14 protein-coding genes are annotated in these 17,946 nt (G+C 47.0%); 7 read left to right on the top strand and 7 right to left on the bottom strand.

Annotated features, from left to right (window positions below; translation table 11 throughout):
- Window positions 1-54 precede the first annotated feature (54 nt).
- From IKG78_RS04900 to IKG78_RS04890, 3 genes are all read right to left on the bottom strand, one after another.
- The gene (locus IKG78_RS04900) at window positions 55-2,568 is read right to left on the bottom strand and encodes a hypothetical protein (RefSeq protein WP_290940192.1); all 2,514 of its coding nucleotides are present in this window, start codon (window positions 2,566-2,568) and stop codon (window positions 55-57) included.
- Window positions 2,568-3,854: a hypothetical protein gene (locus IKG78_RS04895; protein ID WP_290940189.1), complete on the bottom strand. Its 1,287-nt coding sequence runs from the start codon at window positions 3,852-3,854 to the stop codon at window positions 2,568-2,570. The genes IKG78_RS04900 and IKG78_RS04895 overlap by 1 nt, the downstream gene beginning before the upstream one ends.
- Before the next feature lie 165 nt (window positions 3,855-4,019).
- Window positions 4,020-5,237 (bottom strand): sensor histidine kinase, encoded by a 1,218-nt coding sequence (locus tag IKG78_RS04890; protein ID WP_290940186.1) that lies wholly within the window; start codon window positions 5,235-5,237, stop codon window positions 4,020-4,022.
- Between the two features lie 178 nt (window positions 5,238-5,415).
- On the opposite strand from IKG78_RS04890, the gene IKG78_RS04885 reads away from it, so the two are divergent.
- The 6 genes from IKG78_RS04885 (at window position 5,416) to IKG78_RS04860 (ending at window position 12,270) form a co-directional block, all read left to right on the top strand.
- A complete protein-coding gene (locus IKG78_RS04885; protein WP_290940183.1) occupies window positions 5,416-6,267 on the top strand; it encodes an RNA polymerase sigma factor RpoD/SigA in 852 nt (283 codons plus the stop codon).
- 114 nt (window positions 6,268-6,381) lie between these two features.
- Window positions 6,382-8,169 carry a S41 family peptidase gene (locus tag IKG78_RS04880; protein ID WP_290940181.1) on the top strand — a complete coding sequence of 596 codons (1,788 nt, stop codon included), beginning with the start codon at window positions 6,382-6,384 and terminating at the stop codon, window positions 8,167-8,169.
- Between the two features lie 30 nt (window positions 8,170-8,199).
- Window positions 8,200-8,964 (top strand): ABC transporter permease, encoded by a 765-nt coding sequence (locus tag IKG78_RS04875; RefSeq protein ID WP_290940178.1) that lies wholly within the window; start codon window positions 8,200-8,202, stop codon window positions 8,962-8,964.
- Between the two features lie 18 nt (window positions 8,965-8,982).
- Entirely contained in the window at window positions 8,983-9,306 is a 324-nt protein-coding gene (locus IKG78_RS04870; RefSeq protein ID WP_290940176.1) for a DUF721 domain-containing protein, read from the top strand.
- A 21-nt stretch (window positions 9,307-9,327) separates the two neighbouring features.
- Window positions 9,328-11,268, top strand: coding sequence for a DNA topoisomerase (ATP-hydrolyzing) subunit B (gene gyrB / locus IKG78_RS04865; protein WP_290940172.1), 1,941 nt, complete (start codon window positions 9,328-9,330; stop codon window positions 11,266-11,268).
- Window positions 11,269-12,270, top strand: a complete 1,002-nt coding sequence (locus tag IKG78_RS04860; protein WP_290940169.1) for a polyprenyl synthetase family protein — start codon at window positions 11,269-11,271, stop codon at window positions 12,268-12,270. It abuts the gene before it with no gap.
- Window positions 12,271-12,390: 120 nt separating this feature from the next.
- Here the strand turns inward: IKG78_RS04860 and IKG78_RS04855 are convergent, their stop codons facing one another.
- The 3 genes from IKG78_RS04855 to IKG78_RS04845 all read right to left on the bottom strand — a co-directional run bounded on the left by IKG78_RS04855 (window position 12,391) and on the right by IKG78_RS04845 (window position 15,560).
- The gene (locus tag IKG78_RS04855; protein ID WP_290940228.1) at window positions 12,391-13,287 is read right to left on the bottom strand and encodes a S8 family serine peptidase; all 897 of its coding nucleotides are present in this window, start codon (window positions 13,285-13,287) and stop codon (window positions 12,391-12,393) included.
- A gap of 305 nt (window positions 13,288-13,592) precedes the next feature.
- Entirely contained in the window at window positions 13,593-13,856 is a 264-nt protein-coding gene (locus tag IKG78_RS04850) for a hypothetical protein (RefSeq protein WP_290940167.1), read from the bottom strand.
- Between the two features lie 222 nt (window positions 13,857-14,078).
- Window positions 14,079-15,560: an amidophosphoribosyltransferase gene (locus tag IKG78_RS04845; protein ID WP_290940165.1), complete on the bottom strand. Its 1,482-nt coding sequence runs from the start codon at window positions 15,558-15,560 to the stop codon at window positions 14,079-14,081.
- Between the two features lie 144 nt (window positions 15,561-15,704).
- Between IKG78_RS04845 and IKG78_RS04840 the strand changes: the two genes are divergently transcribed.
- On the top strand, window positions 15,705-17,642 hold the full coding sequence (locus IKG78_RS04840; protein ID WP_290940162.1) for a sulfatase-like hydrolase/transferase: 1,938 nt from the start codon (window positions 15,705-15,707) through the stop codon (window positions 17,640-17,642).
- A gap of 6 nt (window positions 17,643-17,648) precedes the next feature.
- Here the strand turns inward: IKG78_RS04840 and IKG78_RS04835 are convergent.
- Window positions 17,649-17,946, bottom strand: a 298-nt coding sequence (locus IKG78_RS04835) for a hypothetical protein (protein ID WP_290940159.1), incomplete at its 5' end; no start/stop codon positions are given.

The raw sequence follows: 17,946 nt of genomic DNA, 5'->3' as shown, positions 1-17,946 counted from the left end.
TTATTTGTTCTTACACAAAATATACCATGATTTGTTTATAAGAGCAATAGGGCGTTATTGCAACATAATAGATTTTACTACACAACGCTCATGAGGGGTAACCGACTGCAAATTCAAGCGATGAGCGGATTTAGACCCCTGTGGCGTTATATTTTGGTCGATGATTTCAGTCAAAGGTAAAATTTTGCGAACAAATCCATTTTGCAAACTACCGTTTGCAAGATTTGCATTTTGTAGCTTTTTGGAGTCAAAATAAGCCAATGTTTTTTGGCATGTTCCCGGCCAATAATCGACAACAAGATTCGTGTAATCGTCCATTGACACCATCTTGCCTATTTCAATATGCATACCGCGACGCGCTTTATCATACTTGATTTCAAGGCCAGAACCCAAATTATCGCTATACGGATTCAAATGAGTTTCATCAGTCCACGGGAAGTAATCATACCGACTTGGATAAATAATGGGAGACTCAATCCTTGGCGGCATTGCGAAATCGCCTCTTGTATTCAAGACCATGTGAGGATTCGAAATCGTCACATCCGCGCCATCAGAATTGATGACCAAGCTGAACCAGCGAAGTCCATTCAACGCACCGTCATTTTGCGGCATCTGCCAACGCAATGTATGCGTCATCCCATCCAGAGGAACTGAAATTTCATTCAACTGCAAATAGGACCTACACGCCTTTATATGACAAAGTAGCAATTCCGCCTTCATCCAGTTGCCCTTCGGATTTTCGATTTTGACATCTACCTCAAAAGATGTATTCTTCTGAATGTCTCCACCATTATCCCAAAGAGCCACTTTTTTCCAACCGGCAGGAGAAACAAACTTCACAGCAGAATCTTTTTCAGTCGCGGTAGCATTATAATCATAACGTGCATACGCAAAAGGAGTTTCCTGAACGGCACCCGCATTGAGAATGATATCCGGCATCTTGCTCAAGTCCATACACGATGTATTCGGCGAGAATACTCCAACCAGCTTTGGATTCCTGAACTGCCCTAAGCTAAAATCGTAATCATACTTGGCCACTTCGCACAAGATTCGCCACATATCGACCTGCATTCCTTCGAGTGCAGCCACATTTAAAGTTCCGGACGACAACGGCATTTCAACATGACGACCGCTAATAGGTTCATTAAATCGCGGATGCGTCGGATCTACAGCAAATGTAGCAGTAGCCGTACTCCTATTCCCCGGATTTTCAAACGGGAAACCTTGATACGACTGCGTAAACCCGCATTCCGATCGCATCGCCAAATCGCCATTGCATTTCATGTCCATGGCACTTGCCGTCGGAATAAACGTGCTGCGATCCTGCATCAACTCATCATAAATCCAAGAGGTATTCAGGTTCACGCGAAAAAACAATACATCAGCATTCATGCTTTCTGGTATGGCATCCAAGAATCCTTCGCGAAGCGATTTGTAAATTGTTCTCGCAAACGGATACGTGGAACCTTGTATAAAGTCATATTCGGTTGTACCAGTAAATTCCAATCGGCTTTCATCATCAGATCCTTCTTTTTTGCGGTTATAAGCAATCGTTCCATCAACCTTATCGGAATAATACATACGGCTAATCGCGGAACCAAGTGAAAACGGTCCCTTTTCAACATGACGGCCCAAGCGATAATATTCATTCGCATGCTCTGGGCTACCCCCCTTCAACTGGCCTTGCGCAATAAGCACCGTCGGGAATCCCTTGTATTCGGCGGCTTTGCGATAATCGTCAAAAAGAAAGCGACCCTTTGTTTTTGGCACTGAATAGCAATATGTATCGTCACACTTGTTTTCATAGACTAAAAGATCAGCAGCTCCGGGACTCATCAAAATATCTTTGAACATTTCCGCAGCAGAAGATCCGCCCTCATCGCTCCAAAAAGCCACCGTATTGAACAAACCTTTCGGCATAACCGCCCCCTGATGCGGAGAATCAAGCGAAGAGAAAATCCGAATCGGAGCATCAGTCGCCTTGCGGTGTATATCATATAAATAGGCCGCATAACGACCAATCACGCCGCCTTGGCTTATCCCCATGACGATAAAGCCATCTTCTCGAGCCCCCGGAAAAGGAATCAGCCGGTTATCGTTCAAGAATGCGAACAATCGGCTCAAAACATCCGAATTCTGCTGAAGCGAAATCCGCACAGTTTCCGTAAACTGCACAAGAATCGGCGTATATCCTAAATTCTTGAGCATCTTAGGGAGTCCCATCTGCTGGACATCTTCTTCAAGATCCGTAAGCGTCCGTTTTTCCACCGGGTCCAAATTGATCCCATCAATAATCAAGAAGGGACGCTCCAAATAAATACCCTTCGGAAAGTTCGCATCTTCAGGAGCGTCAATAACGCGAATCTGGATCGAATTATAGCCAACAGAACAGACTTCTCTTTGAGCATCCACTCCCGCATTACCAGGAATTTTAAGATTAAACAAAGACAAGCACAGCTTATCGTTAGTTGCATCGACATAGAACGAAAAATCCTTATTCGCAGCCATGACGTTTGTCGAAAGGAGAATCGCCAAAGAAGCAATAGCAAGCCACAAATAACGCATCATTATTTCACCTCCACGAATAAATTCTGTTCAACAGTTCGTCCACCGCTTTTCATCTTGACGACAACCTTTTGCTTCCCTGACGAAGGAAATTCCAAATCCATTCTTCCCTTCATCGGAAGCGAGTTGCATTTCCCAGAAACGCATACGGAAATTGAAGGCAAAGTCCTTTGTTTCGTCACGACAAAATACGGATCCAACACAAAGCTCGCCTTAGAACCTCTTACAAAAGAAGTCGGCAGCCCCGCTTCAAGCAAATGTGCATTCACGATTTGCATTGTCGTGCAGAGGGAATCCGCACAAGCATTGTACGCATAGTCCAAATCAGCGACAAGCAACGGAATTACCGTATAATCCGACGCAGCCGCAATCGCTTCGGCTTCGAAATAAAGCTGCTTCGGATTCGCTACCACGTTTTCGCGAAGTCTGTTGCGAACGACAGAGTACAAATTATCGTACCATGATGTTCTTGATTTCGCTGGCAACACGTCGGTCGCACGAACCGTATTCACGATTTTCAAGTGTTCTAGTTCGCTGACAACAAAGTTTACATTCGTTTTCGAAAGAAGCGAATCCCTCTTTTGTGCGGAATATGCCGCAGTGAAATTCGATTCCGCAGACGGCAAGAAACGTGCATCGCGCTTTTCCGACCACGATTCGACATTGGAGAATTCGTATTCCAAATAATCGTCATTTGCATGAACCGACGAAGAAGATACCGCAGAAGACGAGCTTGCAACAGCGTTATTTTTAACGCAGCTGAATCCGACATCATCAATAAACAGAGTCGTATATTGATATTGCGGAACATGGAACAGCCCGATTCCCACATTCATGACATCGACCGCACCCGTCACGCCCAAATTCGCAAGCGGAATTTCAAGCGATTGCGTCCGATTCGCCGTCAAGCCGACGTAATGGACGTCGCTTACCCCCGAAGAGTTCACAAGCCATACGCCAAACCTTGCGTTTTGCGTTGCATGAACCTTCAAACGAAGCACACCGCCATCGACATGCAGCGGAAGCGACTGGAACGAAAGCAGCCCTTTCCAATCATCCTGCAAATTTTTCATGCCAGACAACCGGATATACGGAGCATTCATTCCATCTTGATTTCCCCAGTTCGCCTTCCATTCAGGCAACTCCGGGAAAGTCATCCCCGATTCAATCATTTGACCCTTATCGTTACCGTTAGAATACAGCACGACATCCTTGCATTCAGCGGCAAAGCCATTGAGTGCAAACAAGGCACCCATCAAGGCAATACCCTTAAACATCCTATTAATCATAGGACTATCCTTTATATTGATTTTTTTGAATAAACAGGCTTAATCAGCCGTAACGATATAGCAAAAGATATAGCGAAATAATAAAAGTAACGACCTTGAGCAAAAACTCAAGGCCTCAATAAACTACAATAATTTTTTTGAAATGTAAAGGGGTTCATTAAATTTTTATGAATTTTCTTGTTTCAAATGTAAAATCAAATCACTTATATATATATCATCGACAATGTTCACAGAATACTCATGAGCATCGAGATACATCAGGTCTAGCCGCTTTTCGAATGTCGTAAGCCCTAGCCCGCCATTTTTGCGTCCTGACTTTCTCGGGAAATTGGAATTTTCGGAATGGAAATGCACCTCATTCCCCGATTGCGTAATCGACACATGCGCAAAACTTTTGCCGTTCGGATTCACGCAATGTTTCATCGCGTTTTCCATCAAAGGCATCATCAAAAGCGGTTCAATCATCACGTTCGGATTTTCAAGCTTTACATCAAATACAAAATCAAAGCTTTCGTCCAAACGAAGTTTTTCCAAATCAGCATACTTTTGCAAAATATCAACATCTTCTTGCAATGTAATGTACTTGTCCTTGACCTGGTAAAGCATCATTCTCAAAAGTTGCGAAAGTTTGTTCATGGAGCTTTCAGCGCGTTTCGGATCAATCTGGATTAAAGCAGAAATGTTGTTCAACGTATTAAAGAGAAAATGCGGACTCAACTGATTCTTCAAAAAATCCAGTTCATACTGGAGGCCCATGCGTTTTTGCTCACGCAAAATAAAAGCTCGCATAATCTGACGAAGCGTCAGGTGGTAAAAGACGCAAATCAGACAAACTAGGCTCACCAGCATTACAAAAGTTGCCACAGTACCAAAGCTAAAATGACCCTTAAGCGAAGAAAAGCAATAAGCATCAAAAAAATAAGAGACGCCATCGTCCGGAGTCCGTTCCATTACAAACAACATCACTTCACGCAAGAACAGCGTAGCAAACACCAAGACCGAGTTGCTAAGGAAATACAAGCCGTAACGTTTTTTAAAGATACAAAGCGGGACCAAGTACCTCTGGTTCAGCATAAAGATAAGCAATGTACAAAATAACGGAAAATAGAAGGTAAGGAGACCATTTAAATTGACGCTAGAGGCGTTTGAGGGGTCCATGATAAACACCAGCGGGAACAGAAGCATAAACAGCCAAATAAGGAGCGCCGGCAAAAAAATGGGAATCGGGAACCGAATAAATTCACGGTCGTCCTCCAGAATCTTACGAACCTTTTCTTCATTACGTTCAAAGTCCATCTCTTGCAAGACAGAGAGGAAGTTTCGCATTTTCTGGATAAAGCCAGCACTTTTTTCATTACAAAATGTAGAACGATTGTCATTCATGGTCAAAAATTTAGTCAAAATTACAAAACTTACATGCTTTATGACAATTCCATGACAGAAATCACGAACATTTTTAACAAAAACTCAATTTAACTTTTGCACGCAGCATTCCGATTGATGACACAAGGAAATCAAACTGGAGGTAAATTTGAATACGTAAAAGAACAGGAGGTTACCCATGAAAACCCTTAACAATCGAGATCAGAAAGACATTTACATGCAATACTTGAGCGACATCGCACGTTACCCGTTGCTGACAAGAGAACAGGAAACTATTTTGCTCAAGAAATCTGCAGAAGGTAACAAAGCCGCCTTGGACATGTTGGTCAACGCAAACTTGCGTTTCGTCGTGAATATCGCAAATCTTTACAAAGGACGCGGTCTCGACATCATGGAACTCATCAACGAAGGGAACATGGGCCTCATCGAAGCAGCACGCCGTTTTGACCGCTCCCAGAACATCAAGTTTATCAGCTATGCCGTGTGGTGGATCCGCCAGAACATCACCCGTGCACTTTCCGAAAAAGGTCGCATGATCCGCATTAGCGCCGAAAAGGAATTGATGCTCAGCCGTTTCAACCGTCATGCCAAGGACGTTCATCAAGTGGTTGGCGGAACTTACACCGTCAATGTGAACAAACTCGAAGGGCTTTCTAAGTACAAAGCAAACGAAATTGAAAGAATTTTGATGATGGGTAACTCCGCTTCGTCGCTCGACACCCCGGTAGGCGAAGAAGGAGATGCAACGCTTGGCGATACCATTTCTGACGTTCAGAATCAAACCGACGAACTCGCCCGCAAGCACAACCGCGCTGACGTGTTCAACAAGGTGATGGACGACAATCTTTCGGACCAGGAAAAGGAAATCCTCAAGCTCTACTACGGTTTCAAGATGGATTCCGACTTGAACTTGAAGGAAATCGCTCCGATGGTGGGTCTTTCCAAGGAACGCGTCCGCCAGCTCAAGGAAAACGCCTTGAACAAGCTCCGCGAAGCAAACGTGGAACGCCTCCTCAACGAAGCTGCTTAATATTTTCCTCCAAACAAGTTTCATAACTCTCCTTTCTCCAAAAAACCGGCTATTCTTAGTCGGTTTTTTTCTTATAAGGTGGTGTTTTTTTAAAGGAAATTGTATCTTTAACGCATGATGTTTAAATCTTTCTGTTTCCGCTCTGTATTTATGGCGACGCTGTCCGCACTTTGCTTTGCGAACGCCGCTACCGAAAAGAAAACTCCTCCTGGAGATTTTTACGATGAAGTTTCGCGCCTGAACAAGGTTCTCTCCGAAGTGAACCGCAAGTATGTCGAAGAAGTAAACCCGACAGAAATCACGGACGCAGCCATCAATGGTATTCGAAACATTTTGGATCCGCACACGGCGGTTTTTGCCCCCAAGGACTACGAAAGCCTTAGAGTTTCCATGGAAGGCAAGTTCGGTGGCGTGGGCATTACGATTAGCCTCCGTGACAACATTCTCACGGTTATTTCACCGCTCTCCGGCACTCCGGCATTCAAGCTCGGCATCCGCGCTGGCGACCGCATCCGCAAAATCGACGGTAAGGACACCAAGGGTCTTTCGCTCGACGATGCAGTGAACAAGCTCCGCGGTAAAATCGGTACAGACGTGACCGTTGCTATCGAACGCGAAGGCGTTCCTGACCTCATGGATTTCACGATTACAAGAGCCGAAATCATTGTGCACGCCGTCCCTTACTACGGCATGGTTTCGCCGGACATCGGTTACATCAAGCTTGCGACATTCAGCGACAAGACCACAAGCGATGTCGAAAACGCTATCCGCGGCTTGCAGAAGCAGGGCATGAAAAAGCTCATCCTCGACATGCGCTACAATCCGGGTGGCCTTTTGAACCAAGCGATTGAAATCAGCGAACTGTTCCTCAAGCCGGGTAACGTCATCGTTAGCACTCGCGGACGCACGCAAAAAACGGAAAGTTCATCTCGTCGCAACCCGATGCTCAAGGCGGACGTTCCGATGGTCGTCCTCGTGAACCAGGGTTCCGCCAGTGCCGCAGAAATTGTCTCCGGTGCACTTCAGGATTGGGACCGTGCGTTAATCGTCGGCAAGACATCTTTCGGTAAAGGTTCCGTACAGACAATCTTCCCGTTGGATAACGCAGGCAACGCCCTCAAGCTTACGACCGCATTCTATTATCTCCCCTTCGGTCGTTGCATCAACAAGCCTGAAAACGGCATCAAGGGACTGAAACTTCAAGAAGAAGAAGACGTCGATGACGAAGAAAAGGACACCGCCAAGGCGGATTCCGTCAAGAAAGACACCGCCGCGCGTGACACTTTCTATACAAACAATGGCCGCATGATGTTTGGCGGCGGCGGCATTACGCCGGACGTTGACGTGGAACTCGACCCGATGCCGTGGGTCGTCCAAGTGCAAGAACGTATGGCCATGTATTTCAAGTTCGCCGTCAAGATTCGTCCGAGCCTCGAAAAAGCACAAGTCCAAATGACTCCAGACTGGGTGGTGCCAGATTCTCTCTTTACGCAGTTCAAGGAATTCTGCAAAAAAGACACGAACTTCATGAAGGTCAAGAGCAACGCACTTGTAGGCGTGGATCAGCTTGAAAAGAGCATCATCCGCGAACAGAACTACATGGGCGACAGCGCAAAGACAATTTCGGACACCGTACTCGTCAAGCGCATCAATGAAATGCGTAAGGCACTTGAAGATAACCGCGATGCCCAGTTCGAAGCGAACAAGGACTACATCAAGGACGGCATCAAGCGCGAACTCTTGACGGCATTCGTAAACGACTCTGTCAGCACGGCGTTCTCGCTCAAGCGCGACAAGCAGTTGAACGAAGCGATCAAGTATCTGAGCGACATGCAGCTCTTCAAGAAGTCCATCAGCGCTCCGCCGAAGTCTAAAAAGAACGCCGCAAAAGCAAAGAAGTAACGGTTCAATTTGATTTGGTTTATCAACAAAATGGCTGAAGGCCTAGGACGTGCAGTCCGTCGCTTCCTGAACAAGGTTGTGGGTTACATTGTGTTCATCTGGGAATTGTTCAAGAACATTCCCGGAGCCTTCACCAATTTGCACACAACGGTCGAACAAATGCATCACGTGGGCATCACGAGCATTCCCGTGGTGTTCGCGGCATCGCTTGCCACAGGCGCCATTATGTCATGGCAGCTCGCCTACCAGTTTGGCGACATGATTCCCATGATGTTTGTCGGCATGGCCGTCGGCAAGTCCGTGATGGTGGAGCTCTGCCCTATCCTTACGGCGATGGTGCTAGCTGGGCGTATCGGCGCTTCGATGTGCTCGGAACTCGGGACGATGGCGGTTACAGAACAGCTTGATGCATATAAAGTATTAGGATTAAATCCTTACAAATACTTGCTTGCGCCAAGGCTTATCGCAACAGTCATCATGCTCCCCGTGCTTACGATTTTGAGCATCTTTATCGGTATCGCGGGCGGTTACGAAGTGGCACACCTCTACAAAGAAGTTTCGTGGTCCGTGTTCTTTTACGGCGTACGCATGTTCTACCAGAATTGGGACTTGGTCGTAGGCCTAATCAAGGCAACCCTTTACGGTTTCTTCATTTCGAGCTATGCCTGTTTCTTTGGATTCTTTACCCACAGCGGTGCAGAAGGCGTGGGCAAGAGCACCAAAGCAACCGTGGTTGCCGGCATGACAAGCATCTTGATTGGCGGTTTCACGCTCTCCAAACTATTGCTTGTATAAAGCGATAAATTTGTACAAATGTTTGAAACAAAACGCACAAGCAACAGGAGCTACACGGGGAATAAAGTCCAAGACATACAAGTCCTTTTAGAACGCGTTCTCCAGAAGAACCATATCACTGAAGATATCAACTTTAAGACCATTTCGGAGCGCTTTTCGGAGGTGGTCGGTCCCCTGTTGATAGACCATGTAAAGCCCGAGAAAATCGATAAAAATATATTGGTCCTTAAGGTCGCTAATTCGGCGTTAAAGTTCGAAATGAACCTCCAAAAAAAAGCTATTATTGGTAAGTGCAATACCCTCTTAGGGAAGCCTTTTATTCAAGGGATACGATTCATCTAAGAGGGGTCTAATAGAGGAATTATGGCAGAAGAAACTGAAGAAATTAAGAAGGCGGAAGAAGATTATAGCGGTTCGAGCATTACCGTTCTTGAAGGTTTAGAGGCAGTTCGCGTCCGCCACGCAATGTACATTGGATCCACTGATATTCGTGGATTACACCATCTAGTATGGGAAGTGGTCGATAACTCTGTCGATGAAGCCCTCGCCGGTTTCTGTAACCATATTGAAATTTCCATTTTGCCGGGCAACGGCATTCGCGTGACCGACAACGGTCGTGGCATTCCGACGGATATCCACCCCAAGGAAAAGGTGGGCACCATCCAGGTCGTGATGACAAAGCTCCACGCCGGTGGCAAGTTCAACAACAGTTCGTACAAGGTTTCCGCCGGTCTGCATGGCGTGGGCGTGAGCTGCGTGAACGCACTTTCTAACAAGCTTATTGTGACCGTGCGCCGTAACGGCCGCGTCGTGAAGCAGGAATTTGCAAGAGGCATTCCCTGCGGCCCACAAGTCGATATCGGAGAATCCGACGGCACCACAGGAACAACTGTAGAATTCTACCCGGACGATACGATTTTCACGGAAACCGTTTATGTCTATGACACACTTGCCACGCGTTTCCGCGAACTAGCCTTCCTCATGAGCGGGCTGCGCTTGACGCTCACGGACGAACGCGATCCGGAACACAAGCAAACAGACACGTTCTGCTTCCCCGGTGGTGTTTCTGAATTTGTGCGTTACGTGGATGAACACCGTACGCCGCTTTTTGCAGAACCGATCCACTTGTTGCTCCCCGATGGTCAGTACCCACTCGAAGTCGCCATGTGGTACAATGACGGCTATCAGGAGAACTTCTTCAGTTTCGTCAACAACGTAAATACTTACGATGGCGGTACACACGTGACTGGGTTCAAGACGGCCCTCACCCGCGTTATCAGCAAGTTCGCGCAAGAAATGCCAAAAGGCAAGAAAGAGGCTCAGATTACCTCGGAAGATATTCGCGAAGGCCTTACCGCTGTAATTGCAATTAAAGTATCGCAACCGCAGTTCGAAGGACAGACAAAGCGCAAGCTCGGCAACTCCGAAATCGCAGGTTACGTAGCATCCGCATTCGGCGCAAAACTGGAAGAATACTTCCAGGAAAACCCGGCTGCGGTCAAGATTATCTTGGACAAGGTTTATAACGCAGCCTTGGCTCGCGAAGCGGCCCACCGCGCACGAACACTCGCCCGCCGCAAGAACGTTCTTGAAAGTGGCGGACTTCCGGGCAAGCTCGCGGACTGCTCTAGCCGCGACCCGAAGGAATGCGAAATGTTCATCGTGGAAGGTGACTCTGCAGGTGGTTCTGCAAAGATGGGACGTAGCCGCGAATTCCAGGCGATTCTCCCCCTCCGTGGTAAGATTTTGAACGTCGAAAAAGCAAGCCTCCACCGCGTACTCGATACAGAAGAAATCCAGAACTTGGTGAACGCAATCGGTACTGGCATCGGAACGGAATTCAAAATTGAAAAACTCCGTTACGACAAAATCATCATCATGACCGATGCTGATGTCGATGGTTCGCACATCCAGACGCTGCTATTGACATTCTTCTTCCGCTACATGCGTCCGCTGATTGACACGGGCCACATTTTCCTTGCCATGCCGCCTCTGTACAAACTCAAGGTTGGGCAGAAAGAACGCTATTTGTTCGACGAAAACGAAAAAGACAAGGTCATGGCAGAAGTCGAAGACAAGAAGAATGTCACGATTACTCGATTCAAAGGTTTGGGCGAAATGTCGCCGGAACAGCTGAACGAGACGACCATGGACCCGAAATCTCGTTTCCTCAAACAGTGCCATGTCGAAGATAGCGTACTTGCAGACCAAATTTTCAGCATGCTCATGGGCGAAGACGTGGAACCGCGCCGCAAGTTCATCGAGACAAACGCTTACAAAGTCTTGAAAGATTTGGATATTTAAATGAGTCCGACGAAAGCCGACTTCAAAGCCGTTTTATCGCAAGCTCGTGATCTGGTAAAGGAAGCTCTTGACCAGACGGAACGAGTCATCATGCAGGTGGCCCAAAATGCACCGGCAGGGATTTCTGACCGTCTAGTATCGTTATTCAGCCGCAAAGGCAAACGCATTCGTTCTACGCTTCTCTGCCTGCTCGCCAACTGCGGGGCGCAAAAGCCCGATATTAATCGCGTTGCACACGCTTGTGCAGCCATAGAACTGTTGCACCTTGCAAGTCTTGTTCACGATGATATCATCGACGGTACGGACGTTCGACGCGGGCAAAAGACGGCTCACCGCGAATGGGGTACGCAAGTGGCTGTGCTGATTGGCGACTACGTGCTTTCGCAGTCCATGCGTTGCGTCATCGACGAAGATTCGAACATACCGGGAATCATCTCGGATGCAGCAGACAAACTTATCGTTGGCGAAATTCTAGAGCTAGACCACTGCGGTGACATGGCTCTTTCGCGAAAAGCCTACAACGAAATCATTGACGGAAAGACAGCCGCGCTCATTGACGCTGCAGCCCGCCTCGGTGGCATCATGGCCGGCTTTGAACAGCCCGTGGTCGATGAATGCGCCAAGATGGGAACGCACTTTGGAATCGCATTCCAAATCATTGACGACTTGCTCGATTACGGCTATGGTTCCGTGAATATGGACAAAGCGAAGTTCACAGACCTTTCTAACGGGCTCATCACGCTCCCATTGCTCTATTACTTTGAGGATTGCAGCCCCGAAGAACGAGCTGAAATGGAACACCTTATCGCAAAGGCTTCCGATGAAGGCACTCCTGAAAAAATACACGACCGCTTGATGGCCAAAAAGAGTTTCGCAAAGGCAAAAGCCGAAGCACAAGAGCACTTGGAACAAGCTTTAGCCATCGCAGACAAGTTCCCTAAAAGCAACTTCACTGAAGAAATCACCGCCATGTTTGCAAGCATGTCGGAAAGAGGGAATTAAGGTCCCAGTCTTTCTAGAGCCGAAGGCGATAGAATTAGGTACAGCCGAAGAATTTCTTACTAAAAGAGGCACTCTTAATAGAGCACCTCTTTTTTCATTCATAAACTTACACTAAAATAATTACGGTACTTCGTAAAGGTTATAGCCAAGCATCACACGATTATTACCATTGTTATGGTAACGAACTATCTTGATGGTCAAATTATTACTGTTTTCAGCTTTAAATTCGACCATTTCAAACGGATTCGTAGCCGAAGTTGAGTATTTCTCGGTCGAAGTTCCTACTTGAGATACCATCAAGTCAATATCCTGCGGGAAAGCCCCATTTTCCTCAACATAGTTGCCATCTACAAGCCATGCAATTGCGATACGGTAAGTTTTACCGGCTGTAATGTTGGGTTCGTCGAATACAATAGCGTTCTTAGAGACATAACTTCCTCCATAGTAAATCGTTGCTGTTGTAAAATGATCATCTTTATTACCAATCCAATAACGAGAACGGTTTCCATAAACCATGGCCTTGTACGAAGGCATCCCCCGACAAATAAGTTTATTCGTATTTCCGTTAATGTCATTCTGTTGGTTCGTATTCATTTCGAGCGGCATAACGCTAGATGTCAAAAGCAAGGCCTTAACCACTTCAGGATGCCACTTATAGAAAGGTTTCTGGTGGAGCAAATCTGCAATCATTCCAACGGTATATGGAGTTGCGGCACTCGTATGTCCGAAGGTGGGGGCATACGAGTCCGTCTTGCCATAATTGTAAGTGTACGTATCCCCCTTATTAAAGAACACATTTGCCATGTTAACAATTTCGGGTTTATCGTAATATTTGGAGGATTCGGACTCTTTTGTCATGGGCAATCTTGGATTTTTTATCGAGGACTGCGCGTAATATGAATATTTTCCGTTTTCATGCCTTTGAGCAGCCCCAACTGTAATCACATTAAAAGCCTGACCTGTTTGACTGATATTCTTATTCTGCGTTGGAGCCGTAGCAAAATTACCAGCACTTATTAACTTTATACATACGCGAAGAAGATACCGCTACGGAAGGACCTTCAGCATACGCCATAGCTATGCCCATACAGCATGCTAATGTAACAATTTTTTCATTCATACTAAATCTCCTTTTAAAGGTTCAACAAATATATACAATAAAATAACGTATATTTTAAGTTTATTTGTTAAATTTTATTCTAATTATTTCATACACGCACAAAAAAACGACCTCGCATAAGGTCGGATTTTTCATTGATTTTCTGCCGTCATTCTGAAAGGCGAAGCCTTGAAGAATCCAGTTAAAATTTTATTGCATTTACTTATTTTTTGAACAAATCCGAATGAGTTCCGGTTCTTGTCAAATAAAGGATAATCGCATCTACATCAGTATAAGACTCCCCTTTCGATGGGTCAGCCTTCATTTCCTCAACTTCACGAAGTGCAACCTTTGTATCCTCGTTAAAATCATCTTGTGAAATTTCACGTTCAAAACGGAAAAGAATGAAATCAAAGAATTCATCGACTTCATCAAAGCTGTTTTCAGGCAGCGTTCGCAATTTTTTTTCTAGAAGTTCTAAAGACATCGACACCCCCTTTCAAAGAGACCTTTCTTTTGAAGGGTACATTATTTGTCTTTTTTAACCAAGCCCTTGAATTGACAAAAAATCCGGCCTCGCAAGAGGTCGGATTTTTCAATTTCAACCGTCAAGAATTCACTGGTTCCTTCCGCCTTCGGCGTCAGGATGACGAGGAAGCAGTCGGCATCAGGACGAGGAAGCGAAGGACGGCGAATCCTTAATTACGGATTATTCCTTATCCTTTTCCTTGTCCTGGCATTCGCCGCAATGGCACGGGCAATGATAGCAGTCACCCGTTTCAGCGTAGTCCTTGCCAGTCCAGCAGTACGTGCAAAGGTCTTCTTCCGGGAGGCCGATAGCCTGGATCAAATCGTCAATACGCTGGAACGCAAGCGACGTGAGGTTCAGCTTCTTGCGGATGTATTCGACCATGTCCTTGTACGGCTGGCCGTTCGGATCCGTGTATTTGTCCAAATCAGCATTTTCGCCTTCCTTGTCGCGAATGTAACGGCGCGTGATGAGGTCGTATTCATTCTTGGAGCGGGAGAAGTTGATGAACTTGCACGGATAAACGAGCGGCGGGCAAGCGATACGCATGTGCGTTTCCTTGCAGCCCATCGAATAAAGTTTTGCAGCCTGCTTGCCGAGCTGTGTTCCGCGAACGATGGAGTCGTCGCAAAAAACGAGGCGGCGGTCCTTGATGAGTCCTGGAATCGGGATGAGCTTCATCGAGGCGACGTGTTCACGCTGGCGCTGGTCCTGCGGCATAAACGAACGAGCCCAAGTCGGAGTGTATTTCACGAACGGGCGTGCAAACTTGATGCCGGCTTCGTGCGCATAACCTAACGCATGGGACGTACCGGAATCCGGAATACCGCAAGCGGCATCGGCTTCGGTCGGGGTACGCTTGGCAAGAGCCGAACCGCAACGATAACGCGTCATTTCCACGTTACGTCCTTCGTAACTGGATGCCGGATAACCGTAATACACCCAGAGGAACGAACAAATTGCCATCTTCTTGCGCGGTTCCACGAGCGTCGTTTCGCCATCCGGCGTGAGCTCGACCACTTCACCCGGACCAAGATCGCGAACGTATTCGTAACCGAGATTCGGAAGAGCGCAGCTTTCTTGCACAGCAATCATCGCACCGTTCTTTTTGCCGAGGATAATTGCCGTACGGCCCCACTTGTCGCGGCACGCATAAAAACGCCCCGTACTATCCATAATCAGCACGGAGCAACTTCCCTTAACTTTGTCCTGAACGTACTTGAGACCGTCAATAATTGAATCCTGCGTCGCAATCAGCGCTGAAACAACTTCGGTCGGACCGACCATGCCACTCGTTGTCGAGAACTGAAGTTGCATGCAGTTGTTGCGGAAAAGTTCGTTCTTGATATCTTCGATGTTCGTAATGAGACCAACCGTCACAATCGCGAACGTTCCCAGCTTGGAGGTCATGACGAGCGGCTGCGGGTCCGTGTCGGAGATGACGCCTAAGCCAACCTTGCCAGAAAAATGTGAAAGATCGTGCTCGAACTTGCTGCGGAACGGAGTGTTCTGGATGTTGTGAATCGAGCGATGGAAAACTCCATCTGATTTCAAAACAGCCATACCGCCGCGGTGAGTGCCAAGGTGAGAATGGTAGTCGGTTCCGTAAAAGAGATCGCAAACGCAATCTTCTTTGGAAATAACACCACAAAAGCCGCCCATATAAGACTCCTGGATAGAAAAGGATTTTCCACGCTCAAAAATAGAAATCTTGAGCCGTATGCAAAGCCCTTGGCATAAAAAAATATTTTTTGCAGCCGATATTATTTTATATTTAACGCCAATTATTACAAAAAGGGACTCCCGATGAACTTTTTTTACTGGTTTATTTTTGCATGGATTCTCATTGTGGGCCGTTTTGCCCTCCTCTGGTCGCTTTATTTGCCCGAAACACCAATGGGAGGCTCCCTCGTCGTCGATTACAACCGGTTCATTTGGCATACGCTTTATGCCGAAATCGGCTTTGCCATGGCTGCATCGTCCATTTTCTTCTTGATTTCACTGTTCGTCAAAGGCAAAGGGCTACGCATTGTAAAAATCGTCTCTATCGTTTTCGCTGCGATTTATCTAGGACTCAGCGGAGCCGACGACGAAGTCATGCGTTGGATGGGGCAAAAGCTCTCGTTTTCTTTCATCGACACGTACAAGAACGCTGCCGCAGACACAGTCATCTTTTCGAGCATTTTCCGTGCCGGCATGTTCCACTTCTTTTTGACCATCGGTATCGTCGTTGCAACCGTTGTCGCGGCAAGCATTTTCTCACGCAAAATGAACTTGAGCGGAGCTGTGGCAAGGCCTCTCCACCGTAAAACAAAAATTGCACTTGCGCTCACACTCCTTTTCGCCGTACTGGGTTGCACATCGCATTTGTGGTACAACTACTCCATCCGCCGCTGGGCTCGCATCAAGCCAGTCTGTTATACATTCGCAGGCGACATCCTCGAATTGCTCCAGCACCAAAGCGAACCGCCGCACTTCCGCGAAGGCATCATCGCCCTCGGCGGAAACCCGGATTCCAAATACCCCTTCTGGCACGAATCTGCAAACGAAAAAGAAAACCTCGAAGCATTCAAAGCAGAACCGCTCAGCAAAAAACCAGACATCATCTTGCTTTCCATCGAATCGTTACGCGGTTGGAGCAACGACATGCGTATCGAAAAGAACTGCAAGCGTTCCCCTAACTTGTGCAAGCTCGTCCAAAACGGAATCTTCTACCCGAACACGCACAGCGTAGGCGCCCCCTCCATCGAAGGAATGCTCGGCCTCATGCTCGGCATCAGGAGCTACCCCAAAGGCACCTTGTACAACAGCTACCCGAACACACGCATGCGAGCACTCCCCGAAGTGCTTTCTGCCGCAGGCTACTACACAGAAGTACTCCTTTGTTCGGACCCAAAATTTGCCAACGAAGAAAAATGGTTCAGCAAATGGTTCGACTATTATGAATATGACCCCAAGAACGAAGACGACGTTTCGCTTGCCGACCGCTTTGTCGAACGCTACCGCGAACGCGACAGAAGCAAGCCGACATTCTATTACTGGATTAGCCATTCCATGCACTTCGCCTTCGAACTGCCCGACAAATACGGCCCAACGCCAAGCGATTTAAGCGAAGCCTACCTGCGAGCAGAAGCGTTCATGGACAGTTCCCTTGGCCTCATCTTCAACGCCGTCGCACAAGATTCAAACGCAGCCAACACGCTGTTCATCGTCGTCGGCGACCACTCCTACCCCAACAGCGGACAAATGCCCCTCATCGAAAAGTACGGACAAATTTTCGACGCATTTTCGTGGATATCCATGGCATTTGCAGGGCCGGGACTCACCCCGAGAATCGAAACGCAGCCTGTTTCTCAAGGCGATATTGCCAAATCCATCATCAGCTATTTGAACTTGGACGTATCCAACCACTTCATGGGAATCAATTTGCTTACAAACATCGACTCCACCGCTCCGCAAACGTTCCCACCGGTGTATTCGTTTAGGCTGGGCGACATGGCAATGCGTCGCGATTCGCTTTCGTTCTTCCTCACTCCGGTAGAAGGCGAAGAACTGGCCATCGTAAGGAAAAGTTATCTGCAACCGACGTGGGACACGACAGATGTTGTCGAAGGTTTTGTCGTCGGCGAACCTGTCGAAATTCCAAAGCAATACCTGCAAACGACAACGGACTCGATGCGAGCCGCAGCAAACGCTTGGGAATACCTCCTCGCCAAGAATTTGCTGATGCCGGAATCAAAATAGAAAACGTCATCTCCGCTTATTCCCTGATTTCGGGCCGTATTCGATTGTGCCGTCATTGCGAATGATAAGGTAGTCACAGTATTCAGTCTTATAGTATTTTGAACGCCATTCAGCACAACGTTTTTCTGAGGCTAGAGAATGATTGCACAGAAAGTCTTCAACGTATGATAAAATTCCTTTAGAAGATTTTTGAACCTTGCATTGTTTCAATCTAGCATCCGCAAAATGTCCGATTTCATCCCAAGAGACATCTAATATATTTTCTTTTTTAGAATTCCATAACGACATCCTTATTTCAGGAACG

Origin of the sequence: Fibrobacter sp., assembly GCF_017545445.1 — a bacterium.
Classification (GTDB): Bacteria; Fibrobacterota; Fibrobacteria; order Fibrobacterales; family Fibrobacteraceae; genus Fibrobacter.
The sequence above is the reverse complement of the archived record's forward strand: the minus strand, read 5'-3'. Positions and strand labels throughout refer to the sequence as shown.

Coding starts and splice junctions, on each gene's coding strand:
- IKG78_RS04900 (WP_290940192.1), bottom strand. CDS start 2,568: ATGATGCGTTATTTGTGGCTTGCTATTGCTTCTTTGGCGATTCTCCTT.
- IKG78_RS04895 (WP_290940189.1), bottom strand. CDS start 3,854: ATGATTAATAGGATGTTTAAGGGTATTGCCTTGATGGGTGCCTTGTTT.
- IKG78_RS04890 (WP_290940186.1), bottom strand. CDS start 5,237: ATGAATGACAATCGTTCTACATTTTGTAATGAAAAAAGTGCTGGCTTT.
- IKG78_RS04885 (WP_290940183.1), top strand. CDS start 5,416: ATGAAAACCCTTAACAATCGAGATCAGAAAGACATTTACATGCAATAC.
- IKG78_RS04880 (WP_290940181.1), top strand. CDS start 6,382: ATGATGTTTAAATCTTTCTGTTTCCGCTCTGTATTTATGGCGACGCTG.
- IKG78_RS04875 (WP_290940178.1), top strand. CDS start 8,200: ATGGCTGAAGGCCTAGGACGTGCAGTCCGTCGCTTCCTGAACAAGGTT.
- IKG78_RS04870 (WP_290940176.1), top strand. CDS start 8,983: ATGTTTGAAACAAAACGCACAAGCAACAGGAGCTACACGGGGAATAAA.
- gyrB (WP_290940172.1), top strand. CDS start 9,328: ATGGCAGAAGAAACTGAAGAAATTAAGAAGGCGGAAGAAGATTATAGC.
- IKG78_RS04860 (WP_290940169.1), top strand. CDS start 11,269: ATGAGTCCGACGAAAGCCGACTTCAAAGCCGTTTTATCGCAAGCTCGT.
- IKG78_RS04850 (WP_290940167.1), bottom strand. CDS start 13,856: ATGTCTTTAGAACTTCTAGAAAAAAAATTGCGAACGCTGCCTGAAAAC.
- IKG78_RS04845 (WP_290940165.1), bottom strand. CDS start 15,560: ATGGGCGGCTTTTGTGGTGTTATTTCCAAAGAAGATTGCGTTTGCGAT.
- IKG78_RS04840 (WP_290940162.1), top strand. CDS start 15,705: ATGAACTTTTTTTACTGGTTTATTTTTGCATGGATTCTCATTGTGGGC.